Below are 26,951 nucleotides of genomic sequence, written 5' to 3'. Positions count from 1 at the left end.
TAAACCTGATAGTAGACGCAAATGGCAGGCTCTAACCAGAGCTAAGTTTGCATTTACATAAATATCAGGTACGACAATGGACACGTTAATCAAACCCTCAATACTCGCATTAACCATCGCCAGTGCACTTAGTGCAAACGCGAACGCAGAGATTATTATTTCCCAATACGTAGAAGGCGGCGCTTATAATAAAGCGGTAGAGATCGCTAATACGGGTGATACTGCGGTGACACTCACTGGCTACGAGTTGGCGAAATCATCAAACGGTGGTGGTACTTGGGGTAGCACATTCGACCTTAGCCAAGTGACGCTACAAGCTAACCAAGTGTATGTACTGGCGCATGGTGACGCGAGCGATACCATCAAAGCTGTCTCGGATATCACAGATAAAAGCGTTGCGAACTTTAACGGTGACGACCCGATCGCACTGCTTAAAGATGGTGAAGTGCACGACATCATCGGTGTGATGGGTGACGTAGATTTTGGTAAAGACACCACATTAGTTCGTAACAGTGATGCACTAACCCCTTCTGCTACTTATGATGCATCTCAGTGGACGGCATTTGAGAAAGACAACATTGACGGCCTTGGTGAGCTGAATGCGACTGAGCCACCAGCCCCATTCGCCTGTGAAGTAGACGGTCAGCAACCTAAATTCACTACCATTCAAGATATTCAAGGTGAAGGCGACACATCTCCATTCATTGATGGTTACCCATACATTACCGGCGAAGATCACTTCGTAACGGGTGTCGTGACTGCTGTTACTACAGGCTTAACCAAAGGTTTCTACCTACAAGCATTGGAAAGCGACAACAACGACAAGACCTCAGAAGGCTTGTTCATTCATACCGACGCGGCGGACACGGCGCTGAAAGCTGGTGATGTTGTTTGTGTGAAAGGTAAAGTTCAAGAGTATTACAGCAATACTCAGCTTGCTTCTGATGCTAACAGCTATGTGAAAACAGGCACCTCTGAAACCCCTCAAGTTACCGATCTTGTTATCAAAGAAGGTGAGACACTACGTGATGCGCTAGAGCGTCATGAAGGGATGCAAGTTGAGTTAACCTCGGCAAGTGACTTGTTTGTAACTCGCAACTTCTCTTACGACTACGATTCACGTCGTAACAATATGATGCTCTCTCATGAAGCGCCATTGTTAAAGCCGACTCAATTACACGCGGCAGAGAGCGATGCAGCCGTTGAGCTAGCAAAAGACAACGCAGCAAACCGCGTATACCTAGAATCAGATGGCAAAGCACCAAACGGCCAAATCCCATACTACCCAGATTTTGCTAAAGATGCAGACCAAGATGGCTCTTCAGAGCAGCACATTCGCCTTGGTTCTCGAGTAGAAGGTCTTCAGGGTGTCGTGGCTTACAGCTACAACGAATACCGCCTGATTGCGACCAATGAAGTCGATAACACCAACTTTGTGACTTCAGGTGAAGGCTTCGATGTGGCTCGTAAAGATGCCCCAGCGATTGCGGACTCAGATTTGCGTATTGCAAGCTTCAACGTACTGAACTACTTCAACTCCGTGGCTGACAGTGGCCATGAAAACCCAACCGGACAAAACCGTGGTGCGACTAACCTAGATGAGTTCCTGATCCAACAAGCGAAAATCGTTGCGGCGATGAACAAGATGGACGCTGACATCATTGGTTTGATGGAAGTGGAAAACAACGGCTTTGGTGATGGCAGTGCTATCCAAAACTTAGTTGATGCCCTAAATGCTGAGATTGATGACGCTGAAGATCATTACACGTATGTCGAAATCGAAGAGCAAGACAAATACCAAGACGAATACTTTGGCAGTGATGCGATCATGGTGGCGATTTTATATCGTGCTAACGCAGTAACGCCAAAAGACGCTGCAAAAGTGATCATCACGCCAGAGCAGCACATTGCAGAAAACACAATTACTCGTAAAGAGGGCACCGAAAGTAACCCTGCTTACGATAAGTACCAACGACACAGTCTACTTCAGACCTTTACGGTGAAAGAGACGGGTGAAGATTTGTCTATTGTCGTAAACCACTTTAAGTCGAAAGGCTCTGAGTGTATTGAAGAGTGGATTGCCGGTGTAGAAGATTCTGAGCCAGCGGATCTGCAAGGCAACTGTAACAACTTCCGCGTTTCTGCTGCGCACGCAGTGGGTGAAGCGTTGAAAGAGGTGAAAGGCGATGTATTGCTCATGGGCGACCTCAATGCTTATGGCATGGAAGACCCACTTCTGACACTGACTGATTACTCGAAAGAGAAATACGGCCGTGACATTTATACTGCTGCTTACACAACCATTGGTGATGGTGAACTTCAAGTAGAGAAGACCAAAATTGAAAAAGGTTACGGTCTGCACAATTTAAACACGTTGCTGCACGGCACTGATACGTTTTCTTACACCTATTCGGGCGAGCTGGGTAATTTGGACCACGCATTGGCAAGCAGCAGCCTAGCGCAAAAAGTGGTAGCAATTGAAGATTGGCACATCAACTCACTAGAGAGTAACTTGTTCGAATACAGCAGCAAGTACACCGGTGATATGCCGAAGTACAAAGATGCGTTCTCTGCCTCTGATCACGATCCAGTGATCATCGCGATTGATTTACCAGATGATGACATCGATTTACCGAAAGCAGGTGACAACTTAGCCGTCGATGTCCGTTTACCACCAACGGCGGTTGTAGGTGATATTGTTACGGTGAACTTAACGCCATCCACACAAGCGGCTGCGGCAAGCAGCGATACGAAAGCTTACTCGGCTAGCCAAACTTTAGTTCAAGCTGATATTGATGCGCGTAGCGTGAATATTGAGTTTGAACAAACGCCAGAGCAAGGTAATTATCAGTTAGAAGAGAAAGTGACTGACTCGACAGGTAATATCGTGAAGTTTAGCTCTGTTCGTGATGTTTCAATGACGCAAACTGAAACTGGTGGAACAGAAGGGTCGAAGGATTCAGATGGTGGTTCGTTTGGTTTTGGCGCGCTATTTGCGCTGCTAGGTCTCGGCTTATTCCGTCGTCGCCGCTAAGCGAATTTATTTCCTGATAAACCTTACCTAAATAGCTGTAAAGACCAAAGGCCAGCCTATGCTGGCCTTTTTATTCAGCAAAAACTTGCCTTTCTTGCTTGGTATAGCAAAATACCGCCCTTGATTGTCACGAACGTGGCGATTCACACGTAAGCATTGCCAAAACGGATTGGAGCAACCGACCCTTTATGTTGTTGATCATCGATAACTACGACTCTTTTACCTACAACCTTTACCAATACTTCTGCGAGCTTGGTGCAGACGTAAAGGTGGTGCGTAACGATGAAATCGATATCCAAGGCATTGAGGCGATCAACCCAACTCATTTGGTGATCTCGCCAGGGCCATGTACGCCGAACGAAGCAGGTATTTCACTGAAAGCGATAGAACACTTCGCTGGTAAGCTTCCAATATTGGGTGTTTGCCTTGGCCATCAAGCGATAGCGCAAGTGTTTGGGGGCGAAGTGGTACGTGCACGACAAGTGATGCACGGCAAGACCTCACCAATTCGTCACAACGGTCGCAGTGTGTTTAAAAATCTGAATAACCCACTCACGGTAACCCGTTATCACTCTCTTGTGGTGAAAAACGGTACTTTACCCGACGTGTTTGAACTGACTGCATGGACAGAACTGCCTGACGGAAGCATGGATGAAATAATGGGTTACCAACATAAAACCTTGCCAATTGATGCGGTGCAATTCCACCCAGAATCAATCAAAACTGAGCAAGGTCACGAGTTGCTTGCGAACTTTTTAGCACGCAAAACGATCTGATCGCGATCACTTTTCTTAACAAATCATTCATCTTTTTGCTGAGGTGAGCGGATTGCAAAACTATGCGATTCTCTCGAGTCTCTTTGTCTATTCATGTCTTTTAAAACCTTCTATCCCCTGTATTACATAACATTTATAAAAAATCACTTCTCTATTTTACTTTCTTGATGCATAAATAGTCATAAGCAGTGATTAATGGAAGTTACTTTCGAGAACGAAAAGAATAAATCACTATTGAAATGGTTAATTAAATGTAAATACAATGCCGCAATAGCTTAAATGCAAAACATTATTTGCTGGCAAAGAGAGCTGGTTAAATTCGCTTATCTGCTACGCATGCGGTATCAAGAAGGAATGTGCAATGACAACGGAAATTAAAGTAGAGCGCGGTTTATTCGATGAGGTAATGGTACCTTGCTATAACCCGATGGAAATGATCCCTGTTAAAGGTGAAGGTTCACGTGTTTGGGATCAGGAAGGTAATGAATACATCGACTTTGCTGGTGGTATTGCAGTGAGCTGTCTTGGCCATTGTCATCCAGTAATGGTAAACGCACTAACAGAGCAAGCTAACAAGCTTTGGCACTTAAGTAACGTTATGACGAACGAACCAGCCCTTCGTCTGGCGAAAAAGCTAACAGAAGTGAGTTTTGCTGAGCGTGTGTTCTTTGCTAACTCTGGCGCAGAAGCAAACGAAGCCGCTTTGAAGCTGGCACGTCGTTATGCAGCAGACGTTCATGGCACTGAGAAATCTGAAATCATTGCATTCAAACAAGGTTTCCACGGTCGTACATTCTTTACCGTAACGGTTGGTGGCCAAGCGGCATACTCTGACGGCTTCGGTCCTAAGCCAGGCGACGTGACACACCTTCCTTACAACGATATCGAAGCTTTACAAGCGCACATGTCTGATCGTACTTGTGCGGTCATGATGGAGCCACTACAAGGTGAAGGCGGCATCGTGCCACCAACGCCTGAGTTCGCTCAAGCGGTTCGCGAGCTGTGTGACAAACACAACGCCTTACTGATCTTCGATGAAGTGCAAACTGGTAATGGCCGTACAGGTAACTTCTACGCTTACCAAGGTTTAGGTATCACGCCAGATATTCTAAGTACTGCGAAATCACTTGGTGGCGGTTTCCCAATCGGTGCAATGCTAACGACAGCAAAATTGGCAGAGCACATGAAAGTGGGCACTCACGGTTCTACATATGGCGGTAACCCACTAGCGTGTGCGGTTGCAGAAGCGGTTGTAAATGAAGTTACTAAGCCAGAGGTGTTGGCTGGTGTACTAGAACGCGAAGCAATGTTCCGTGAAGGTCTAGAGAAGATCAACGCGAAGTACAACATCTTCTCAGAAGTGCGCGGTCAAGGCCTATTACTTGGCGCTGCACTAAATGAAGAATGGCAAGGCCGTGCGCGTGACGTGCTAGTTGCTGCAGGTAAACAAGGTCTCATGGTATTGGTTGCGGGTGCCAATGTCGTACGTTTCACACCATCACTCGTTATCACACAACAAGAAATTGAAGAAGGCTTGGCGAAACTGGATAAAGCGATCGCGACTTTAGTTTAAGCGCGATATCAGTTTAAACGTCAACGCAGACACCCCCGTCAAGGATCTCTGATGGGGGAATTGTTCCTACAATATAGTTAGGATCTTCTTGCATCTGGAGGGAGTATTGATGCTAGTAGTTCGCCCTATCGCGATGTCGGATTACGACGCACTGCACACTTGTGCGGTGGAGTCTGGTCACGGATTTACATCTCTACCGGTTAACGAAGAACTGTTAACCAATCGAATCAAACATTCAGAGTACAGCTTTGGTAAGTCAGATGTGGCAGAACCAGGCGATGAAGGCTACCTGATGGTTGGCTTTGACTCTGAAACGGGTGAGGTTGCGGGTACCACCGGAATCGAAGCATCTATCGGCTGGGATGTCCCATTTTACTCATATCACATTAGTAAAGTTGTGCACTCGTCGCCAAAGCTTGGCGTTAACAACGTTGTTAAACTGCTTACTTTTGGTAATAACTACACGGGTAACAGCGAAATTTGTACCTTGTTCTTGCGTGAGAAATTCCGCCAAGGTCTGAATGGTCGTCTAATGTCGAAGTGTCGTTTCCTAATGATGGCTGAGCACCCAGAGCGCTTCTCTGAAACGATCTTTGCGGAGATGCGTGGCGTTTCAGACGACGAGGGTAATTCACCATTCTGGCAATGGCTTCAAGAGCATTTCTTCTCTATCGATTTTACGCTTGCAGATTACCTGACAGGTATCGGCAAGAAAGGCTTTATCGCCGACTTGATGCCGAAACTGCCTATTTACATCAATCTGCTCAGCCCAGAAGCGCAAGCCGTGATTGGTCAAGTACATGACAACACGCGTCCAGCGCTGAAGCTGCTTGAGCGTGAAGGTTTTACCAACCGAGGCTACGTCGACATCTTCGATGGTGGCCCAACGGTTGAGTGTGATCTGCGTAATATTGAGTCGGTACGTCATTCATTCCGCGCGCAAGTCAAAATCTCTGAACATTCCAGCACACAAGACTTCTTGATGTGTAATTCATCTTTCGAGAACTTCCGTGCGACAGTCACTAAGGCGGCGTATGACGCAGAGACACAGAGCGTAATGATCGCACCAGACGTTGCGGATGCACTTTCGGTTGAAGAAGGGGATTTCGTTCGCCTTCTTCCGCAGTAACAGACGACAGAATTTAAGGATAGAAACAATGACACATTGGATTGCAGGTGAATGGGTACAAGGTCAGGGTGAAGCATTTACGTCTCTGTCGCCGTACAACCAAGAAGTGATCTGGCAAGGCAAAGGTGCAACGGCAGAGCAGGTGAACCAGGCGGTATCTGCAGCGCGTGAAGCGTTTATTGACTGGAAAAAGCGCCCATTTTCAGAGCGTGAGGCAATCGTGTTGGCTTTTGCGGAGAAAGTAAAAGAGAACAGCGAAAAAATCGCCGAAGTCATTGCCAAAGAAACCGGTAAGCCAATTTGGGAAACGCGCACTGAAGCAGCGGCAATGGCAGGTAAAATTGCCATTTCGATTCGCGCTTATCATGACCGCACTGGTGAGGCGAGCCGTGAAGCCGCAGGCAACCAAATCGTATTGCGCCACCGCCCATTGGGCGTGATGGCGGTGTTTGGTCCTTACAACTTCCCAGGCCACCTACCAAATGGTCACATTGTGCCTGCGCTACTGGCTGGTAACACGGTAGTCTTCAAACCGTCTGAGCAAACGCCATGGACGGGTGAATTGGCAATGAATCTATGGGAAGAAGCCGGTCTGCCGAAAGGCGTGATTAACCTTGTTCAAGGCGCGAAAGAAACTGGTATCGCGCTCGCTGACGCAAAAGGCATCGATGGCGTACTGTTTACGGGTAGCGCAAATACGGGGCATGTATTACACCGTCAATTTGCGGGTCAACCGGGCAAGATGCTCGCACTAGAAATGGGTGGTAATAACCCGATGGTGATCTCTGATAAATATGGTGATTTGGATGCCACGGTTTACACCATCATCCAGTCAGCGTTTATCAGTGCTGGGCAGCGTTGTACGTGTGCTCGTCGTTTGTATGTGCCATTGGGTGAAAAAGGCGATGCGCTTATCACCAAACTCGTTGAAGCGACACGCAATATTCGCGTAGACCAACCATTTGCAGAACCTGCGCCATTTATGGGACCGCAAATTTCGGTCGCGGCAGCCAAGTTTATTCTTGATGCACAAGCTAATCTACAGTCTCTTGGCGGTGAAAGCTTGATTGAAGCGAAAGCAGGAGAGGCGGCGTTTGTTTCTCCTGGCATCATTGATGTAACGAACATTGCTGAGTTACCAGATGAAGAATACTTCGGCCCACTTCTGCAAGTGGTGCGTTACGAAGGGTTAGACAAAGCCGTGGCGCTAGCAAACGATACGCGCTTTGGCTTATCTGCTGGTTTGGTCTCAACCGACGACCAAGAATGGGAATACTTCGTTGACCACATTCGTGCAGGTATCGTGAACCGTAACCGCCAGCTCACTGGTGCAAGTGGTGATGCGCCATTTGGTGGTCCGGGAGCGTCGGGTAACTTGCGCCCAAGCGCTTACTACGCAGCAGATTACTGTGCGTACCCAATGGCATCAATGGAAGGTCAAGAGACTGTCTTGCCTGCAACATTGAGTCCAGGTGTAGCGCTATAAGTTTTAATAATAGAGTCGCAACTATGCATTGCGGCTCACCTTGCCGGCGCATCATTTAGGTATGGGTTGTAGTGATCGTTGGCAGAACACGAAAAGTGAGCAAAGACTCGGAAAAGCGTGTTGACTGACTGGCATTTACCGTCACAGGTTGATGGTTGCTCGTTCATTATTCTGGACAACTTTTGTTGTGAACGAGCAGCCAACTTCCGCTTACCTTTAAACTCTACATCTCGTAACAAGGAGTCGTTATGACGCCCGATGTGTTATTTGAATCGCTATGGCAAGATTACATTCAACGTCTTTGCCCTTCGGCTGCTAAAGTGCATCAGCTGCTTCAAGAAGATGAGCCTCTGATTAATGATCATATAGCTTTACGTACCTTCAATATCGCGCCTCTTGGTATTGAAACTCTAGCTAAGCCATTTGTAGCTATTGGTTACAAGGCGTGTGGTGATTACGTTTTCGAAAGCAAAAAGCTGGTTGCTAAGCACTATGAGCACCCAGATCCGAAGCAACCTAAAGTCTTTATTAGTGAGCTAAAAGTTGAAGAGTGCTCGTCTGAGCTACAAGAGATTGTGAAAAATTTGGTGGCACAAGTCGATGCTGACAAGTTGAACGATAGCGCATTCTTACATGGTGGACGCTTGTGGGATTTAAGCTTTGCTGATTACCAAACGTTGGCTAAAGAAAGTGAGTACGCATCTTGGCTTGCGGCGCATGGTTACGGAGCAAACCACTTCACGGTGAGCGTTAACCAGCTCAATGAATATGAAGAAGTGAAGCAGGTAAACGATCATCTGCGTACCGCTGGGTTTACCATTAATGAAAATGGTGGTGAAGTGAAGGGCACTCCTGAGGTGTTGCTAGAGCAGTCATCGACCATGGCAGATAAAGTAGCGGTTCGTTTTAGCGAAGGCACTGAAATTATCCCTGGCGGGTTTTATGAATTTGCTAAGCGCTATCCGATGGAAAATGGTGATTTGTACCCAGGTTTCGTGGCCGCTTCAGCTGACAAAATCTTTGAAAGTACGAATGGCTAAGTTTTAGGGTTAACCTGTTAAGCTTACTCATTAGTGTTCGCTGCACCCTATCTCATTTGGTCATGAGCAAATAAAAAGCCACCAATGTTGCCATTGGTGGCTTTTATAATTTTGTTCGTGTCACTCTAGTTTGAGATTAACGAGTACCGTAAACCACGATGGTTTTACCGTGAGCAGAGATTAGGTTCTGCTCTTCTAGCATCTTCAAAATACGACCTACTGTCTCACGAGAACAGCCAACAATTTGACCGATTTCTTGACGAGTGATCTTGATTTGCATGCCGTCTGGGTGAGTCATTGCGTCTGGTTGTTTTGCAAGGTTCAGAAGCGTCTGAGCGATACGACCAGTTACGTCTAGGAACGCCAGGTCACCCACTTTTTGGCTAGTTACTTGAAGACGACGAGCCATCTGCGCAGAAAGACGCATTAGGATGTCTGGGTTTACTTGGATAAGCTGACGGAACTTCTTGAAAGAAATTTCAGCAACTTCACAAGGAGATTTAGCACGAACCCAAGCTGTGCGCTCTTGGTCTTCCTCGAATAGACCAAGTTCACCAATAAAGTCTCCTTGGTTTAGGTAAGAAAGGATCATCTCCTTACCTTCTTCGTCTTTGATAAGAACCGCAACAGAACCTTTAACGATGTAGTACAAAGTTTCTGCCTTTTCGCCCGCGTGAATTAGCGTGCTCTTTGAAGGGTACTTATGAATATGACAGTGTGAAAGAAACCACTCTAATGTTGGGTCGGTTTGAGGTTTACCTAGAACCATAATATCTCACTTCCTCTGCAGGGTACGCTTGCGCTATCCATATTTTAGCTAAGCCTGAATTAGGCCTACTAGAATAAGAGCACTTTTTATATGCTGCAAGCTCTCTTGTGTTTCGGTAAGAAATAGTATCCTTTTTCGAAAACGATTTCTTGATTTTAATCGTGCCATGATTGAGATTTTGTAAGCAAAACTGTGCACATGATCACGGTATGAAAAGTAAACATCTTCGCAGGCAGGTTTTTAGCCAATTTTCCCTGTTTCGATGAGCTGTTGTAGGATAGGCCGAACTATGAGCTCCATTGCAAAGCTCATCTTACCGCCGGGTACGACAATCGTGTTGTGGCGTGACATGAATGAGCCATCAATCATGGCCAGCAGATATGGGAAGTCGACATTCTTGATACCGCGTAGGCGAATCACCACAAAACTCTCATCCAAACTAGGGATGCCTTTTGCATTAAGTGGGTTGGAAGTATCAACGGTCGGTACGCGCTGGAAGTTGATGTGAGTACGAGAAAACTGCGGAGTGATATAGTTGAGGTAATCGTCCATGGATCGCACGATTGAGTCCATTACCGCTTCACGCGAATGGCCGCGATCGCGAGTGTCACGTACGAATTTTTGTATCCACTCTAAGTTCACAATCGGCACCATGCCGATTAAGAAATCCACATGTTGAGCAACATTAACATCGCCATCGACCACGCCACCATGTAACCCTTCATAAAACAGCACGTCGCTGTTTTCGGGTAAGTCTTGCCACGGTGTAAACGTGCCTGGCATTTGATTGTAGGGAACCGCTTCGTCAAACGTGTGCAGATAACGGCGCACGCTGCCAGTGCCATCATGCCCGAACTTACGGAAAAACTCTTCTAGTCCCGGGAAGTCATTAGCTTGTGGGCCAAAGTAGCTAATGTGTCGACCTTGCTCGCGGGCTTTGCGAATTTCGATGTCCATTTCTGGGCGAGTAAAGCGATGGAAGCTATCGCCTTCAACCCATGCGGGTTTAACGTTCATCATATTGAACATTTTACGGAAGGCTTCAGATGTAGTGGTCGTGCCGGCACCGGACGAACCAGTAACCGCAATAATTGGGTGTTTAGCTGACATGACAAACCTTGTCGAAAATTACTTACCTGTAATGTGCAGTAGAGTTACTACTGCACGGTCGATATCCCACTATAGCACGTAACAATACCTTGTCATCGAGTGGGATACGGTAAAATGTGAAGGGTCTAAAATTTTGTTTTATGCTGAATATCGACGGTTTCGTGTAGCTCAGAGAACACGATAACCGCTTCACCTTTTTCCAATTGAGCTTTAACTTGATCAATTTTGTCATGCAAAGAAACCTCGACGGTTCCGTAATCCGTTCCTTCGCGTAAGACGAATTCACGAATTAAGTTTTCCAATGTTTCCGGCGCAATGTCTTGCCATGGAATGATCATAAATACCTCTAACTTTTATGATGAGCGGCTAGTTTACTGCGTTCGTTGCTTGGATACAGCAGAAAGGTAATCTGCGGCGATACTTTCGTAATACGCGGGCAGCGCTTCCTCCAACCAAAACTTAGGTTTTAACGCCGTTCCTGTCAGGAAGCCAACATGGCCACCGTGCTCAAAGAGACGGTAATCAATGTTATCTGGCAGAACAAACTTCGGTATCACATCATCGGTCATGAACGGATCGTCTTTGGCATGGATGATCAGTGTGGGTAGCGTGATTTGCTGTAGTTTACTTAAGCCAGAGCATTGGTCGTAATAATCTTGTGCGTCTTTAAAGCCATGCAATGGTGCGGTAATCAAATCATCGAATTCATACAGCCGTGTGACACGTTTGATTGAGTTGTAGGACAGCGCCAGCTCTCCATGCAGTAGATGATGCTTTTGTAACGCGTTACGTTTCAGTGAAGAAAGCAGATAACGGCGATACACTTTTGAAAAGCCTTGTTCTATACGGTTCGCACACGCCGCTAGGTCTAAAGGCGCTGAGATAATAGTCGCTGCATTCAAAATAGGGTGGTCTTTATATTGGGCTAAATAATTCGCCAACATGTTACCGCCAAGAGAAATACCAACCGCAACTTTGGGATTATCAGGAAAGCGTTGCTCAAGGTGCTCTAAGAAGTGGCGGGCGTCAGTCACTTCACCAGAATGATAGGCGCGAGCTTTCTTGTTTGGCTTACCGCTACAACCGCGGAAATGCATCATCACCGACAGCCATCCAGATTGAGCAAATGCATTCATTAGCCCATTGGCATAAGGGCTATAGAAGCACCCCTCTAATCCATGAAATAAAACAAAAATCGGTTTTTTTTGTGCAGGCTCTTGGGTTGGGTCCTCGCTCCACGCGAGATCGAGAAAGTCGCCATCGGATGTATCGAGGGTTTGCCAAATCGGCGTAAACAACGCTTTTTTGCGAATAAAACGCGGCAAAAGCGTTTGGAGATGCGGGTTTTTGATCCCGGCGGCTGCGAAAAATTGTGTCATACCTAACTGCTCTTATGCGGTCCTTCGGTGTCCGTTGAAGAACTTATTAATATAATCCTTTATAAAGATTATAGGTATTCTACAGATTTATGGGCGTTTTGGTGGTTGAATGTTTGGCACCGGCATAGCAAAGGCTTGCTGCAAATGCTCCCCACCGAGTTGACGACAGTATCTCAACGTCAGTGGGTCACCATCATTTTTGAGTAGTGCAAGTGAGTTAATGCAGTCCACCAAATCCGCTTGTTGCTGCTTTTCTAGTTGCAGCTCAAACTGCAAGGTCTCACGATACAAAGCGTCATTGACTTGAGACTTAAGGTGGCGACGAAGGTCGCGAAAGGAGTGAAGTAAAGTTTCGCTCCTACCTAGACAGTCTTGCACCAAGGGCCAGTCTTTTTCTTGGAAAATGAGTTGCTGCTCATCGAGCCATCTGAGCAGCAGGAGTAGGTTCACGTTACCGTGATAATTGTTCTGTAATGATAAACACGCCTCTTTCACTTCTCGCACACCATAAAATTGCAGACTAAACTGCCAAAGGTGTTCTAGGGTGAGTGTGTATTCAGCGTGTTGATTACTCATTGATTAAACTCTAGCTCCATCTGCTCCAACGTTTCTTGAGCAGACATCCATTCCATTTCAATTTCTTCGAGCTCAGCTTTACTGGAAGCTTGAAGTGCCAGCACTTGGTTAAGTTTAGCTTTATTTTCGGCCGCATACAGTGAGTTGTCCGCCAATTGTTCTTCAGCTTCGGCCAGTGCAGCACCTAACTTATCCATTTTATTTTCTAGTTGTGTCAGCGTTTTGCGAATTGGCGCTGTCTGTTTTCGAAACTCTGCATCGCGACGTTTTTGCTCTTTCTTCGCAGCTGCGCTGTTGGCCGTATCTTTGCTTGGCTGCGCAGCCTGCGCTTCTTTGCGTTCCGCTCTTTGTTGTTCGGTTAACCATTTATAATAGTCATTTAAATCACCGTCGAACGGAGCAACTTGTCGATCATGCACTAAATACAAGTCATCGGTCGTAGCACGCAATAGGTAACGGTCGTGCGAAACAATCACCATCGCACCTTCGAATGTTTGCAGTGCCATCGTCAATGCCTGACGCATGTCCAAGTCTAAGTGGTTGGTCGGTTCATCAAGTAGCAACAGGTTTGGCTTTTGCCACACAATTAAAGCCAATACCAAACGGGCTTTTTCGCCACCAGAAAACGGCGCAACTTTTTCTAGTGCTTTGTCACCTTGGAAGCCAAAGCTACCTAGGTAATCACGTAGCTGCTGTTCGGTTTGATCGGGTGCGATTTGCATCATGTGTTGCAGCGGCGTTTCTTCAGGATGAAGCGTTTCTAACTGGTGCTGAGCGAAGTAACCAATTTTCACGCCTTGTGAGTAAGTTAGGTCACCACCTTGCGCGTTAAGTTCACCAGAGAGCAGCTTGATTAAGGTCGATTTACCCGCACCATTACGGCCGAGTAGACCAATACGACTGCCAGGAACCAAGTTCAAGCGGATCTTCTCTAAGATGAGGTTGTCACCGTAACCTGCAGATACTTCATCCATCATCATGATTGGGTTTGGCAGCGCAGCTGGCTCACGGAATTGGAAGCTAAATGGGTTATCGAATTGAGCTGGCAGTACTTTTTCCATGCGCTCCAAAGCTTTGATACGGCTTTGGGCTTGGCGTGCTTTTGATGCTTTATAACGGAAGCGGTCGATGTAGCTTTGCATGTGCGACATCTGCTTCTGTTGCTTTTCAAACATCGCTTGTTGTAACACCATCTTTTGTGCGCGTTGGTTTTCGAATGACGAGTAGTTACCCGTGTATTCGTTCAGCTGCTGATTCTCGATGTGAATGATGCGACCAACAATTGGATCAAGGAAGTCTCGGTCGTGCGAGATCAGAATCAGCGTGCCAGGGTAGTTTTGTAGCCAACGCTCTAACCACATTACCGCGTCCAAATCCAAGTGGTTGGTTGGTTCGTCGAGTAGCAGTAGATCAGAACGACACAATAGCGCTTGAGCCAAGTTAAGACGCATACGCCAACCACCCGAGAATTGGGTCAAACTCCAACTCATTTGCTCTTGGCTGAACCCTAAACCATCGAGCAGTTCTGCCGCGCGAGCGCGAATGCTGTAACCACCAATGGTTTCAATTTTACCGTGGATCTCGGCAACCAAGGTGCCGTTGTCTTGTGCTTCCGCTTCAGCCAACTGCTTTTCGAGTGCTCGGTACTCGCGATCACCATCAATGACGTATTCCAGTGCAGTGCGCTCTAGCGCAGGCGTTTCCTGTGCGACCCAGGCCAACTCCCAGTGTTGAGGTTGGCTAAATGAGCCAGCATCAATTGACAGTTCATCTTTCAGTAGGGCAAACAGCGTTGATTTACCGCAGCCGTTTTTGCCCACAAGACCGACTTTATCGCCAGGGTGAATAGTCGCAGAAGCTTGGTCTAAAAGAGGTTTACCGCCACGCAGTAACTGAATATCAGAGAAGGTAATCATAAAGTTTTCATTCACTTTGCGCAGTGCGCGTTGCTTGGTTACATAGCGAAGTGGTTTCAATCGTTTTTAAAGCCACTTGGGTATATATCTAGCGGTGAATAGTAGGGGTATTGGCCGGAAAAGTCGATTGATTCGCTTTAATTGCATTATGCTGTACAAAAAAGTATAACAATTTGATAACGGATAAAAATAACCACAAGGACGACCATTTGGCTGTTGCACCGTCTATTCTCCCAAAAGTTCTGGTCATTTATGCTCATCCAGAGCCACATAACTCGATTGCCAATCAAGTGATGATAAAAAAAGCTCAGTCGCTTGATCACGTCACTGTGCACGATCTTTACGGTGTTTACCCCGATTTCTTTATTGATGTGAATTACGAACATGAGTTGTTGCTCGCTCACGATGTGATCGTATTTCATCACCCACTTTATATGTATTCATGTCCAGCCCTATTAAAAGAGTGGCTAGACCGAGTGTTAGGTAAAGGCTTTGCGTTTGGCGGAGGTGCGGCGCTAGAAGGAAAATACTGGCGTAGTGTCATTACAACAGGTGGTAAAGAAGAAGCCTTCAGCGCGAAGGGGTACAACAAATACCCACTTGAGCAAATCTTGCAACCGTTTGAACTGACGGCAGCCCTATGCCAGATGCACTGGATTGAACCACTGGTGTTGTATTGGTCAAGAAATGTTTCAGATATTGAACGCTACGAACATGCCGAGTTATACCGTGGATGGCTGAGTAACCCACTTGAAAACTGGCAAGCGGCAGATCGAGGAGGTCAGTATGGCGATCACCAGTGAGTTTCTTCAAAGCAGTGTGGTCTTTCTTTCGGCTGCGGTTATTGCGGTGCCGATTGCTCAGCGCCTTGGGCTTGGCTCGGTTTTAGGTTATTTACTCGCTGGTGTGTTGATTGGCCCATGGGGGCTTGGCTTAATTAGCGACGTTGATGCCATTTTGCATTTTGCCGAGCTTGGGGTTGTGTTGTTACTGTTTTTGATAGGGCTGGAATTAAACCCTAAAAAATTGTGGCAGATGCGAGGGCCGATTTTAGGTTTAGGCGGTGCGCAGGTTGTGGTCACGACCGCCGTGATTGGTAGTGTCGTCAGTATGTTTGGCGTAAGCATGCAAGTGAGTTTAGTGATCGGGATGGGGTTGGCGCTGTCCTCGACGGCGATTGCGCTTAAAGTCATTGAAGAGCAAGGGCTTAATGGTACCGAAACGGGGCAATCTGGTTTTGCGGTGCTGCTCTTTCAAGATATTGCAGTGATCCCGATGCTGGCGATGTTGCCCTTGCTAGCAGGCGGGCATAGTGGTGGAAGTTGGTTGGATGTCTTCACTATTTTAGGCAGTGTGGTAGCACTGTTGATTGGTGGTCACTTTTTACTACGTCCGCTATTTCGTTTTGTCGTGATGAGCGGCGTTCGTGAACTCTTTACCGTTGCTGCACTTTTAGTCGTGCTTGGCATTTCGGTCGTGATGCAAAAGCTCGGCCTTTCGATGGCATTGGGGACTTTTTTAGCAGGCGTTTTGCTGGCAGAGAGTGAGTATCGCCATGAGTTGGAAATCGCTATCGAGCCATTTAAAGGTCTGTTGTTGGGGTTATTCTTTATTGCGGTGGGCATGGCGGTAAACTTGGGGTTATTGGCATTACATCCTTTAGAGATTCTCGGTGCGGTGGTGGCTTTGGTCGTGGTTAAGGGTTTGGTTTTGTATGCATTGGCGAGAGCTGCCCGTGTCGGAGCCAAAGCGAGAAGCCGTATGGCTGCAATTTTGAGCCAAGGCGGTGAGTTTGCCTTTGTCATATTTACCGCGGCGAGCCAAGAGGGCATTTTGTCCAAAGAGCAAGTGGCGTTTCTGTTGGTGGTGGTCAGTCTATCCATGGTGACGACTCCTCTTTTGCTGATGGGACAAAAGAAGTGGTTTGCTCATACCCTGAATCAAGAAGAAGAGGGCATGACCACGAAAGTCGTGGATCGCCGACCACGCGTTATCATTGCAGGCTTTGGACGTTTCGGTCAGATCGTCGGACGTTTAATGTATGCCAATAAAATCAAAGTGACAGTATTAGAAAGTGATGCCAGCCAAATCCACCTATTACGTAAGTATGGTTACAAAGTGTTTTATGGCGATGCTACACAAATTGACCTATTGAGGGCTGCTGGCGCTGATAAAGCGGAAGCATTGATTATTTGTACTGATTCACCTGATGAGGTGATGGCCATCGTGGACATTTGTCGCGTGCACTTCCCGAAACTTAAGTTGTTAGCCCGAGCAAGAAGCCGTGTCGAGGCTTACCAGTTAATGAGTCATGGTGTAGAGAATTACTCTCGTGAAACATTTTTAGGGGCGCTAGATCTCGGTCGCCAAGCGCTCGTAGAACTGGGTATGCATCCTTATCAAGCAAAGCGGGCAGAAGCACATTTTCGCAAGTTGGATAATGCTATGCTTAAGGACTTATTGCCTCAACACAATGAAGATAAGAAATTAGCTCAAAGGGCGAAAGAGGCACGCAAAGAGCTAGAAGAAATATTTGGTCGTGAAATGGAGAGCGACCATCAGTCACCTAATCATTGGAAGTAGTACTTGAGCCAAGACTCAAGCTAAGGAAATAGCGTGAAAATCAAGAAACGTTTTATTGCCGGCGCTAGCTGCCCAAATTGCAGCCAGCAAGATACCCTGCGCTGGTGGATTGAAAATAACATCGAGTTAGTTGAGTGTGTCGAGTGTGAGTTTACAGAGCAGCGCAAACCACAATCTGTAGAGAAAAATAAACACTCAGATCAGGAAATGATCGGAATTTTTAAGCCGGAGTAATTGAACTTCGATAATTGATCCCCATAATACACCCAGATATCTCAGTACTTAACCCCATTCAGGTTAAGTCAATTAATCTCCCTGGAGTTAGTATGAAAATTGAAAAGAACGTTGTTGCAAGCCTTGCATACAAAGTAATGATGGAAGACGGTGTCGTTGTTGATCAATCAACAGCAGAAGCACCTCTAGATTACCTTCACGGTCACAACAACCTAATCACAGGTCTTGAAAAAGAACTTGAAGGTAAAGTGGCTGGCGACAAGTTCTCAGTAACGGTAGCTCCTGAAGAAGCTTACGGTGAGCACAACGATGCGCTAGTACAGCGCGTTCCTGCGGACGTATTCCAAGGCGTTGAGCAAATCGAAGTTGGCATGCGCTTCCTAGCTGACACTGACCAAGGTCCAATCCCTGTTGAAGTAACAGAAGTTGACGGCAACGAAGTGGTTGTTGACGGTAACCATATGTTAGCTGGTCAAACACTAACTTTCGAAGTAGAAGTTATGTCTACACGTGAAGCAACAGCAGAAGAGATCGAACACGGTCACATCCACCAAGGTGGTGGCTGTTGTGGTGGTCACGATCATGACCACGATCACGAAGAAGAAGGCGGCTGCTGTGGCGGCGGTAGCTGTGGTTCTCACTAATCATAAGCGCCTTCACTAGATAATCTTATCTAGCAAAGCTTTGAAAAGCGCAAGTTGAGTTTTCAACTTGCGCTTTTTGTTTATCTGAGGTGTAGTGCCAACCACACAAGGAATAACAGTTGGACAAAGTGATGACGAAACCTTTCTCGATTGCCATTCATGGTGGTGCGGGCACCATCTTGCGTGAACAGATGAGCGATGAGCTGCAACAATCCATCTTGGCGGATTTAGAAGCTGCGGTAAAAGCGGGACATCAAATTCTAGACACGGGCGGTGAAGCCTTAGATGCAGTCGTAGCGGCAGTGAAAGTATTGGAAGACTCTCCTAACTTTAATGCGGGTAAAGGCTCAGTGCTGACCAACAACGAAATGGTTGAAATGGACGCTTCTGTAATGGATGGTAGAAACCAAGCGGCAGGTGCTGTTGCCGGTGTTCGTCATATCAGAAACCCAATTGAGCTCGCTCGTGACGTGATGCGAAACAGCAATCATGTGCTGTTGGTGGGTGAGGGCGCAGAGAAGTTTGCTTTTGAGCAAGGCCATGAGTATACCGAGCAAGATTACTTCTTTACTGATCGCCGTTATGAGCAGTTGCTGTCTATGCGTGAGAAAGGACTGTTTGCTTTGTCGGAATCTCGTTACCCAGATGACCGTAAGCACGGTACGGTTGGTGCGGTAGCGTTAGATCAACAAGACAACTTAGCCGCTGCCACCAGTACGGGTGGCGTGACGAATAAGAAATACAACCGAGTCGGAGATTCGGCTCTTATTGGTTGTGGTACGGTGGCCGAAAATGGCGTCGTGGCAGTTTCCACTACGGGTGTCGGCGAGTTCTTTATTCGTAAACGTGTTGCGGAAGACGTTGCAGCACGTATGCGTTACTTACAAGAAGATATTCATACGGCTTGTGAACACATTATCCAGGGTGATCTCAAACAGATGGGCGGAGAGGGCGGTTTGATTGCCATTGATGCTAAAGGTGAGATGCACTTTGCGATGAACAGTTCTGGCATGTACCGAGCAGGCATTAATACGCAAGGCGAGCTGAGCGTTAAAATCTACGCCGACGAATAGCTTCCTCTTGAGTACCTTCTTAAGTAATTAATACAACAAAGCCCAGAACATGTTCTGGGCTTTATGCTATTTGAGCCTGCATTTTAATAATGCGGTGGTGGGGTTTCTTCTGACGGATCGGCTAAATTCGACGAGTCCATATTTTTTACTTTACCTACCACATATTTCATCTGATCGAGCATCTTGGTAATTTGCAGTTGTTGCTGCGATAAAGCGCCGTTCAGATCTTCAATAGTCTGTTCTTGGAACGCAAGCTGACATTCTAAGTCATTAATGCGTGCTTCCAATTGCTGAATGATTTTTTCTGTCATGATCCGTTCTCTAACTGCCAAGCTTGGGCAATACCTGCTGAAGTAGCAGTAATTACGCGTTGTTTTGAATCAAAGGCTGCATCATACACGACCGCACGGGGAGGGCGAGTGTCTTTTTTGGGCTCCACTTCAAATCCACTCATTCGTTTTCCGGTTTGAGTATCCCATATCGACACACGGCCAGAAGGGCTTCCTGTGACTAGTTGAGTCCCGTCGTCAGAAAATCGTGCGGTAGAGAAAATTAATTGGCGTGACCAACTGCTCAACTGTGTGACTTCTTGTCCAGTTTTTAAATTCCAAACAATCGCTTGGTTTCCGCCATCAGATGTCATTGCTAATTTTCCATCTCTTTGCAGGGCCACGCGAACAATTCGTTGTTCATGTTCGAAGGTTCGTAGTACTTGTCCGGTTTCGGTATCCCACAGATACGCTTTATAGTCATTACCTCCGGTTAGGGCGAAGCGCCCATTAGGAGAAATGGCCACGGAATTGACTTTTTCACGATGCGCAAGGAACTCCATGCGACGCCCGGTGACTAAGTTGACATAAATTGCTTTACCGTTGGATAACCCAAGCAGAACTTGTTCACCATTACTGGTGATATCAACGTCGCGAATGAGCGCATCAGAAATAGACCAAAGGCCTTCGGATTGCGTCCAGCCTAGGTCCCAAACTGCGAAGTTCATTTGGCTTGCTGTAATTGCGTAGCGACCATTGTCAGATATGCGGATATGGGAAACCACATTGGCATCGGCATCGAGTTCACCCAGGTTGGCTAGTTGTTCATTTTGCTCTAGGTCCCACAACATCAAATGACGTTGTTGAGAATAGAGCAGAGCAAACCGTCCATCTCTGCTAAGTGCGAAGCTCGTCGCACCTTGAGGTTCTATCGGCCAACGCTGCACTTCACGCTCGGCGAAAAAGCAACCATTTAACGTGGTGATGACAATTAAATATAGGAATAAATGAAAAATTCTTTGCATCACATCTAATAATCCGGTTTGTGTCTTAAGACATATAGCTAGTATATTGGTATAACGATTGTCTTCACTAGTCTCATAGAAGATTTGTGCACAACAACCAATGGCAGAGCCATTATTGGGAGAATTTAATGAAATCAGTTTTAAAAGTGTCGCTACTTGCTGCAACAGTTATGCTAGCGGTAGGTTGTCAGAAAGAAGAAACTAAAACAGAAACCGCACCTCAAGCAGAACAAGTTCAAGCAGAAACCGGTAAAGCGGTTCACTTTAAAACCGACGACGACAAAGCGGCATACGCAATCGGTGTTTCATTTGCTAACTACCTAAGCACAAGCATCGACAAGCCAAGCGAAATCGGCATTAATCTTAACAAAGATTTGGTACTAAAAGGTATCGAAGACGTCTTCAAAGGCAATGCTGAATTGAATGAAGAAGAAACACGTGCAGCACTAGAATCTCTAGACAAGCGCGTTGCAGAAAAGATGCAAGCACAAGCGGCTGAGAAAGCAGCTGAAGCGAAAAAAGCTGGCGATGATTTCCGAGCTGAGTTTGAGAAGCAAGAAGGCGTAGTGAAGACAGATACAGGTCTTCTATACCAAGTAATGACACCAGCTGAAGGTGAGAAGCCAAAAGACACTGATACGGTTCAAGTACACTACAAAGGTACTCTGATCGACGGTACTCAGTTCGACAGCTCATACGATCGTGGTGAACCTGCAACGTTCCCACTTAACCGTGTAATCCCAGGTTGGACAGAGGGTGTTCAGCTAATGCCTGTGGGTTCTAAATTCAAATTCGTTATCCCGCCAGAGCTAGCATACGGTGACCAAGACACACCAAGCATTCCTGCTAACTCAACGCTAGTATTTGAAGTTGAGCTGCTAAAAGTTGAGAACGACAACGCAGAGCAATAACAATAAGCTGCGATAAGTTATTGAAAAAGGTCCGTTTAACGGGCCTTTTTTGTTCTAGGTCACTAGTTGGTGAGTTTGCTAGGTTGCTTTTCAAATTTTCTGATAAACTTACACCAATTTGTTGATTTTTCGCTCGAAGGCTTATGACAACTACAGAAACAATAAACGCGGAGATGTTGCTCGAAATGGAATCCGTTAACGTGATGCCGTTTACCGAGCACGACAAAATCATTTTAAGATCTTATGAGGCGGTCGTGGATGGTATCGCCAGCCTGATAGGTCCATTTTGTGAAATCGTTCTTCACTCTCTAGAAGACTTAAATACCTCTGCAATTAAAATCGCTAACGGTGAAAACACGGGGCGCCAAGTCGGCTCACCAATCACCGATTTAGCGCTTAAGATGCTAAAAGACATCGAAGGCTCGGAGCGCAACTTCTCACGTTCGTACTTTACCCGTGCAAAAGGTGGCGTGTTGATGAAGTCGATTACTGTCGCCATTCGTAATGGCGAAAATCGCGTGATTGGTTTGTTGTGTATCAACGTCAACTTGGATGCGCCTTTCTCGCAAGTCCTTCAGTCTTTCATGCCGACGCAAGAAGCGAAAGAAGCGGCTTCCTCGGTCAACTTTGCTAGTGATGTAGAAGAGCTGGTGGACCAAACTGTTGAACGCACCATCGAAGAGATCAATGCGGATAAGTCCGTGTCTAACAACACCAAAAATCGCCAGATCGTGATGGAGTTGTACGACAAAGGTATCTTCGATATTAAAGATGCCATCAACCGTGTTGCGGATCGCCTTAATATTTCAAAACACACCGTTTACTTGTACATTCGTCAACGTAAAACCGAGGATGATGAAAGGTGAGTAAACTGACTTACACGTTAGTGGTGAATGGTCCCGTTTATGGCAGCCAGTCAGCGCGCAGTGCTTATCAGTTCGCCAAAGCGTTGATAGAGCAAGGCCATCAGCTAGTGAGCGTCTTCTTTTATCAAGATGGTGTGACTAATGGTACTGCTTTGAGTGTGCCAGCCAACGATGAATTTGATCTCAATAAGGCGTGGCAGTCTTTGGCTAAAGAGCATGGTGTTCGCCTAGAAACTTGTGTCGCGGCCGCTTTGCGTCGCGGGATTGTAAGTGAAGAAGAAGCGAATCAACATGGTTTGGTTCAGAACAATCTAGCCGATGGTTTTGAACAAGCAGGCTTAGGTAGCCTAGCTGAAGCGATGTTAACCCAAGACAGAGTGGTACAGTTTTGAGTCAGTTAACTTATCTATTTCGTAGTGCGCCACATGGCAGTGCAGCTGGTCGTGAAGGTGTGGATGCACTGTTAGCCGCGTCGGCTTACTGTGAAGATATCAGCGTCATTTTCATGGGTGACGGGGTATACCAGCTTCTACTCGGACAAGACCCCAACAATATTTTGAGTAAAGATTACGCGCCGATGTTAAAGCTTTTCGATTTATACGACATCGAACAAGTCTTTGTGTGTTCAGAGTCGTTAACCCAGCGAGGTTTGGCGCAAGCGGATTTAGTCATTGAAGCCCAAGCGTTAAGCTCAGAACAGCTCAAAGATAAGTTACAACACGCTGGCAAGCTACTGTCTTTTTGAGGAAGTTATGTTACACATCATAAAAACAGTCTCTGCTCTAGAAGACGCCATGCCCTTATGCAGTGAACAGGATGACATCTTACTTATAGAAGATGCAGTGTACGCTGCTAACTCGCAACATAAAGCATTTTCCCATCTAAAAAACCGCAGCGTATTTGTGTTAGAGAGCGATGCGCAAGCTCGCGGTATTGCAAATCGTATCAGTCCATCGCTGACGATTGTGAATTACTCAGGCTTCGTTGAACTAACAGCAAAACAGGATAAATCCCTAACTTGGGATTGAACAAGATTTGCTGTCGACAAAGCTTTACGGATGAATTGTTCTAATTGAACAAAAAAGATCCGTATATTTCTTGACACACCTCTCACTGCTGCATAGAATTTTGCGTCCCTAACTGCATTGGCAGTTGGGGATAGATTTTTCACAAAGCTTACTTTCAAGTAAATCAGGAGCTAGTTAATGGCAACTATTAACCAGTTGGTACGTAAGCCACGTGCAAAGCAAGTTGTTAAAAGCAACGTGCCTGCACTAGAAGCGTGCCCACAAAAACGTGGTGTATGTACTCGTGTTTACACTACTACACCTAAAAAACCTAACTCAGCACTTCGTAAAGTTTGTCGTGTACGTCTGACAAACGGCTTCGAAGTTACATCGTACATCGGCGGTGAAGGTCACAACCTTCAAGAGCACTCAGTTGTTCTAATCCGTGGTGGTCGTGTTAAAGACCTTCCAGGTGTGCGTTACCACACTGTTCGCGGCGCACTAGACTGTGCTGGCGTAAATGACCGTAAACAAGGTCGTTCTAAGTACGGTGTGAAGCGTCCTAAGTCTTAATGGATTCCGTTAAGTAAGGCCAAACACTAAATTATTTTTAATTTTTTGAAAAAACTGAAAAGTTTTGGATAAAACCTGAAGAAGACAACGGAGATAAATCCATGCCACGTCGTCGCGTCATTGGTCAGCGTAAGATCCTTCCAGATCCAAAATTCAAATCTGAATTGCTGGCAAAATTCGTTAACATCCTAATGGTTGACGGTAAAAAATCTACTGCAGAGAAAATCGTTTACACTGCACTAGATGCTATGGCTGAAAAGTCTGGTAAAGACCACTTAGCTATTTTTGAAGAAGCTCTTGAAAACGTTCGCCCAGCGGTAGAGGTTAAATCTCGCCGTGTTGGTGGTTCAACTTACCAAGTACCTGTAGAAGTACGTCCGGTTCGCCGTAACGCACTTGCTATGCGTTGGTTGGTTGAAGCTGCGCGCAAGCGTGGTGAAAAATCTATGGCTCAACGCCTAGCTGCTGAAATGCTAGACGCGTCTGAGAACAAAGGTACTGCGGTTAAGAAACGTGAAGACGTTCACCGCATGGCTGACGCAAACAAAGCGTTCGCTCATTACCGTTGGTAATACCTTCTGTGCTGCGAGGTTCTCTCGCAGCACTTTTCTATACTCTAAGGTACACCTTAGTAAGAGGATACAATCGTGGCTCGTAAAACTCCTATTGAGCTCTACCGTAATATCGGTATCTGTGCTCACGTAGATGCAGGAAAAACAACCACAACTGAGCGTATTCTGTTCTACACTGGCCTTTCTCACAAAATCGGCGAAGTTCACGATGGTGCAGCAACCATGGACTGGATGGAGCAGGAGCAGGAGCGTGGTATCACTATCACATCCGCTGCGACTACTACATTCTGGCGTGGTATGGAAGCACAGTTCCCTGAGCATCGCGTAAACATCATTGATACCCCTGGACACGTTGACTTTACTATCGAAGTAGAGCGTTCTCTTCGTGTACTTGATGGTGCTGTGGTTGTGTTCTGTGGCTCATCTGGTGTTGAACCTCAGTCTGAAACTGTATGGCGTCAAGCAGACAAATACCACGTTCCACGTTTGGTATTTGTAAACAAGATGGACCGTGCGGGCGCAGACTTCCTACGCGTTGTGAACCAAATTAAGAATCGTCTTGGTGCGACTCCTGTTCCAATCCAGCTGAACGTTGGTGCGGAAGATGAGTTCAGAGGTGTCATCGACCTTATCAAGATGAAAATGATCAACTGGAATGATGCCGATCAAGGCACTTCGTTTACTTACGAAGACATCCCAGCTGACATGATTGAACTTGCTGAAGAGTGGCGCAACCACATGGTTGAATCCGCTGCTGAAGCTAGCGAAGAGCTGATGGACAAGTACCTTGAAGAAGGTGAATTGACTGAAGCTGAGCTCAAACAAGCTTTACGTACTCGCACACTAAATAACGAAATCGTACTGGCTACTTGTGGTAGTGCGTTTAAGAACAAAGGTGTTCAAGCGGTACTGGATGCAGTAGTTGAGTTCTTGCCATCGCCAGTTGACGTACCTGCAATTAAAGGTGTCGACGAAAGAGAAAATGAAGTTGAGCGTCATGCTGACGACAACGAACCTTTCTCTGCGCTAGCGTTTAAGATTGCGACTGACCCATTCGTGGGCACGTTAACTTTCATGCGTGTTTACTCCGGTGTTGTAAACTCGGGTGACGCTGTTTACAACTCAGTAAAAGAGAAGAAAGAGCGTTTCGGTCGTATCGTTCAGATGCATGCGAATAAGCGTGAAGAAGTGAAAGAAGTTCGCGCTGGTGATATTGCAGCTGCTATCGGTCTGAAAGACGTAACCACAGGTGACACGCTGTGTGATCAGAACCACAAAGTGATTCTAGAGCGCATGGAGTTCCCTGAACCAGTTATTCAGATTGCTGTAGAGCCTCGTTCTAAGGCAGACCAAGAGAAAATGGCTATCGCGCTAGGTAAACTAGCTGCGGAAGATCCATCATTCCGCGTGGAAACGGACGACGAATCAGGTCAGACTCTGATCTCAGGTATGGGTGAACTTCACCTAGACATTATCGTTGATCGTATGAAGCGTGAATTCAGCGTTGATTGTAACGTTGGTAAACCTCAGGTTGCTTACCGTGAAACCATTCGTGGTAAAGCGGAAGTTGAAGGTAAGTTTGTTCGTCAATCAGGTGGTCGTGGTCAATACGGTCATGTTTGGGTCAAACTTGAGCCTTCTGAGCCTGGTGAAGGTTTCGTATTCGTAGACGAAATCGTGGGCGGTGTGATTCCTAAGGAATACATCAGTTCGGTATCGAAAGGTATCGAAGAGCAAATGAATAGTGGTGTTCTAGCGGGTTACCCTGTACTAGATATTAAAGCTACACTATTTGATGGTTCTTACCACGATGTAGACTCAAGCGAGATGGCGTTTAAGATCGCTGGCTCGATGGCATTCAAGAAAGGTGCACTAGAAGCACTACCTGTGATTCTAGAACCTATGATGAATGTCGAAGTAACCACTCCGGAAGACTGGATGGGTGACGTTGTTGGTGACCTAAACCGTCGTCGCGGTATCATTGAAGGCATGGACGAAGGTGTGGCTGGTCTTAAGATCATCCGTGCTCAAGTACCACTATCCGAAATGTTCGGTTACGCAACGGATCTACGTTCTGCAACTCAAGGCCGTGCGTCTTACTCTATGGAGTTTCACGAGTACGCTGAAGTGCCGAAAAACTTCGCAGATAAAATTATTGCAGAGCGTGGTTACTAATTGACGATTGAACTGCAAAAAGTTTACGACTTTTTGCGAGATCAGGGCGTCCAAATATTGCGCTAACGGGCGTTGGCGCATAAAATAACAATTTCTGGCGCGTCGTCGATCAATAATGATCACGACGAATCATAACTAGGAAGGAACACGATCGTGTCTAAAGAAAAATTTGAACGTACGAAACCGCACGTTAACGTTGGTACTATCGGCCACGTTGACCACGGTAAAACA

At 46.3% G+C, this 26,951-nt stretch carries 27 protein-coding genes; 19 read left to right on the top strand and 8 right to left on the bottom strand.

Annotated elements, in window-relative coordinates; translation table 11 throughout:
• Positions 1-76: 76 nt before the first annotated feature.
• The 6 genes from R7Z47_RS22810 (at position 77) to R7Z47_RS22785 (ending at position 9,038) form a co-directional block, all read left to right on the top strand.
• Positions 77-3,034, top strand: a complete 2,958-nt coding sequence (locus tag R7Z47_RS22810) for an ExeM/NucH family extracellular endonuclease (protein WP_262607125.1) — start codon at positions 77-79, stop codon at positions 3,032-3,034.
• A gap of 188 nt (positions 3,035-3,222) precedes the next feature.
• Positions 3,223-3,810: an aminodeoxychorismate/anthranilate synthase component II gene (locus R7Z47_RS22805; RefSeq protein WP_262607124.1), complete on the top strand. Its 588-nt coding sequence runs from the start codon at positions 3,223-3,225 to the stop codon at positions 3,808-3,810.
• 361 nt (positions 3,811-4,171) lie between these two features.
• Entirely contained in the window at positions 4,172-5,383 is a 1,212-nt protein-coding gene (locus R7Z47_RS22800; protein ID WP_005381420.1) for an aspartate aminotransferase family protein, read from the top strand.
• Positions 5,384-5,492: 109 nt separating this feature from the next.
• Positions 5,493-6,512 (top strand): arginine N-succinyltransferase, encoded by a 1,020-nt coding sequence (astA, locus tag R7Z47_RS22795; protein WP_033907163.1) that lies wholly within the window; start codon positions 5,493-5,495, stop codon positions 6,510-6,512.
• Between the two features lie 28 nt (positions 6,513-6,540).
• Positions 6,541-7,998, top strand: a complete 1,458-nt coding sequence (gene astD, locus R7Z47_RS22790) for a succinylglutamate-semialdehyde dehydrogenase (RefSeq protein ID WP_262607123.1) — start codon at positions 6,541-6,543, stop codon at positions 7,996-7,998.
• 248 nt (positions 7,999-8,246) lie between these two features.
• Complete coding sequence (locus tag R7Z47_RS22785) at positions 8,247-9,038, top strand: DUF1338 domain-containing protein (RefSeq protein WP_005381426.1); 792 nt, start codon at positions 8,247-8,249, stop codon at positions 9,036-9,038.
• 136 nt (positions 9,039-9,174) lie between these two features.
• Here R7Z47_RS22785 and crp read toward each other — a convergent pair whose 3' ends face one another.
• The 6 genes from crp to R7Z47_RS22755 form a co-directional block, all read right to left on the bottom strand.
• Positions 9,175-9,807 (bottom strand): cAMP-activated global transcriptional regulator CRP, encoded by a 633-nt coding sequence (gene crp / locus R7Z47_RS22780; protein ID WP_005381432.1) that lies wholly within the window; start codon positions 9,805-9,807, stop codon positions 9,175-9,177.
• 240 nt (positions 9,808-10,047) lie between these two features.
• Positions 10,048-10,917, bottom strand: coding sequence for a phosphoribulokinase (locus R7Z47_RS22775; protein ID WP_005381434.1), 870 nt, complete (start codon positions 10,915-10,917; stop codon positions 10,048-10,050).
• A gap of 125 nt (positions 10,918-11,042) precedes the next feature.
• Positions 11,043-11,255, bottom strand: a complete 213-nt coding sequence (locus R7Z47_RS22770; protein ID WP_005381436.1) for a YheU family protein — start codon at positions 11,253-11,255, stop codon at positions 11,043-11,045.
• 33 nt (positions 11,256-11,288) lie between these two features.
• Positions 11,289-12,296 (bottom strand): hydrolase, encoded by a 1,008-nt coding sequence (locus R7Z47_RS22765; protein ID WP_017633737.1) that lies wholly within the window; start codon positions 12,294-12,296, stop codon positions 11,289-11,291.
• 87 nt (positions 12,297-12,383) lie between these two features.
• Positions 12,384-12,872, bottom strand: coding sequence for a TIGR02444 family protein (locus R7Z47_RS22760; RefSeq protein ID WP_005382813.1), 489 nt, complete (start codon positions 12,870-12,872; stop codon positions 12,384-12,386).
• On the bottom strand, positions 12,869-14,788 hold the full coding sequence (locus R7Z47_RS22755; RefSeq protein ID WP_053303045.1) for an ABC transporter ATP-binding protein: 1,920 nt from the start codon (positions 14,786-14,788) through the stop codon (positions 12,869-12,871). The genes R7Z47_RS22760 and R7Z47_RS22755 overlap by 4 nt, the downstream gene beginning before the upstream one ends.
• A 209-nt stretch (positions 14,789-14,997) precedes the next feature.
• Between R7Z47_RS22755 and kefG the strand changes: the two genes are divergently transcribed.
• The 5 genes from kefG to R7Z47_RS22730 all read left to right on the top strand — a co-directional run bounded on the left by kefG (position 14,998) and on the right by R7Z47_RS22730 (position 19,322).
• Positions 14,998-15,591 carry a glutathione-regulated potassium-efflux system ancillary protein KefG gene (kefG, locus tag R7Z47_RS22750; protein ID WP_005381444.1) on the top strand — a complete coding sequence of 198 codons (594 nt, stop codon included), beginning with the start codon at positions 14,998-15,000 and terminating at the stop codon, positions 15,589-15,591.
• Complete coding sequence (gene kefB / locus R7Z47_RS22745; RefSeq protein ID WP_017633740.1) at positions 15,575-17,371, top strand: glutathione-regulated potassium-efflux system protein KefB; 1,797 nt, start codon at positions 15,575-15,577, stop codon at positions 17,369-17,371. The genes kefG and kefB overlap by 17 nt, the downstream gene beginning before the upstream one ends.
• A 33-nt stretch (positions 17,372-17,404) precedes the next feature.
• Positions 17,405-17,605 carry a YheV family putative zinc ribbon protein gene (locus tag R7Z47_RS22740; RefSeq protein WP_005381449.1) on the top strand — a complete coding sequence of 67 codons (201 nt, stop codon included), beginning with the start codon at positions 17,405-17,407 and terminating at the stop codon, positions 17,603-17,605.
• A gap of 92 nt (positions 17,606-17,697) precedes the next feature.
• Positions 17,698-18,249 (top strand): peptidylprolyl isomerase, encoded by a 552-nt coding sequence (gene slyD / locus R7Z47_RS22735; protein WP_005381451.1) that lies wholly within the window; start codon positions 17,698-17,700, stop codon positions 18,247-18,249.
• Between the two features lie 131 nt (positions 18,250-18,380).
• A complete protein-coding gene (locus R7Z47_RS22730; protein WP_318130632.1) occupies positions 18,381-19,322 on the top strand; it encodes an isoaspartyl peptidase/L-asparaginase in 942 nt (313 codons plus the stop codon).
• Positions 19,323-19,405: 83 nt separating this feature from the next.
• On the opposite strand, the gene R7Z47_RS22725 is transcribed toward R7Z47_RS22730, so the two are convergent.
• Together R7Z47_RS22725 and R7Z47_RS22720 are read right to left on the bottom strand one after the other, a co-directional pair.
• Complete coding sequence (locus R7Z47_RS22725) at positions 19,406-19,633, bottom strand: SlyX family protein (protein ID WP_005381455.1); 228 nt, start codon at positions 19,631-19,633, stop codon at positions 19,406-19,408.
• Positions 19,630-20,616, bottom strand: coding sequence for a WD40 repeat domain-containing protein (locus tag R7Z47_RS22720; protein ID WP_017633742.1), 987 nt, complete (start codon positions 20,614-20,616; stop codon positions 19,630-19,632). The genes R7Z47_RS22725 and R7Z47_RS22720 overlap by 4 nt, the downstream gene beginning before the upstream one ends.
• Positions 20,617-20,744: 128 nt before the next feature.
• Here R7Z47_RS22720 and fkpA point away from each other — a divergent pair, with 128 nt between their 5' ends.
• The 8 genes from fkpA to fusA all read left to right on the top strand — a co-directional run bounded on the left by fkpA (position 20,745) and on the right by fusA (position 26,720).
• Positions 20,745-21,527, top strand: coding sequence for an FKBP-type peptidyl-prolyl cis-trans isomerase (fkpA, locus tag R7Z47_RS22715; RefSeq protein WP_017821751.1), 783 nt, complete (start codon positions 20,745-20,747; stop codon positions 21,525-21,527).
• A gap of 143 nt (positions 21,528-21,670) precedes the next feature.
• On the top strand, positions 21,671-22,393 hold the full coding sequence (locus R7Z47_RS22710) for a transcriptional regulator (RefSeq protein WP_005382804.1): 723 nt from the start codon (positions 21,671-21,673) through the stop codon (positions 22,391-22,393).
• A complete protein-coding gene (tusD, locus tag R7Z47_RS22705) occupies positions 22,390-22,785 on the top strand; it encodes a sulfurtransferase complex subunit TusD (protein ID WP_017633744.1) in 396 nt (131 codons plus the stop codon). The genes R7Z47_RS22710 and tusD overlap by 4 nt, the downstream gene beginning before the upstream one ends.
• Complete coding sequence (gene tusC / locus R7Z47_RS22700) at positions 22,782-23,138, top strand: sulfurtransferase complex subunit TusC (protein WP_005382801.1); 357 nt, start codon at positions 22,782-22,784, stop codon at positions 23,136-23,138. Before tusD ends, tusC begins: the two co-directional genes overlap by 4 nt.
• Before the next feature lie 7 nt (positions 23,139-23,145).
• A complete protein-coding gene (gene tusB / locus R7Z47_RS22695) occupies positions 23,146-23,421 on the top strand; it encodes a sulfurtransferase complex subunit TusB (RefSeq protein ID WP_005382799.1) in 276 nt (91 codons plus the stop codon).
• A 177-nt stretch (positions 23,422-23,598) separates the two neighbouring features.
• Entirely contained in the window at positions 23,599-23,973 is a 375-nt protein-coding gene (rpsL, locus tag R7Z47_RS22690) for a 30S ribosomal protein S12 (RefSeq protein WP_004399892.1), read from the top strand.
• Between the two features lie 101 nt (positions 23,974-24,074).
• Positions 24,075-24,545, top strand: a complete 471-nt coding sequence (rpsG, locus tag R7Z47_RS22685) for a 30S ribosomal protein S7 (RefSeq protein ID WP_005382796.1) — start codon at positions 24,075-24,077, stop codon at positions 24,543-24,545.
• A gap of 75 nt (positions 24,546-24,620) precedes the next feature.
• The gene (fusA, locus tag R7Z47_RS22680) at positions 24,621-26,720 is read left to right on the top strand and encodes an elongation factor G (protein WP_262607122.1); all 2,100 of its coding nucleotides are present in this window, start codon (positions 24,621-24,623) and stop codon (positions 26,718-26,720) included.
• Positions 26,721-26,951 lie beyond the last annotated feature (231 nt).

The organism is Vibrio sp. 1641, assembly GCF_033339995.1.
GTDB lineage: Bacteria > Pseudomonadota > Gammaproteobacteria > Enterobacterales > Vibrionaceae > Vibrio > Vibrio alginolyticus.
The sequence above is the reverse complement of the archived record's forward strand: the minus strand, read 5'-3'. Positions and strand labels throughout refer to the sequence as shown.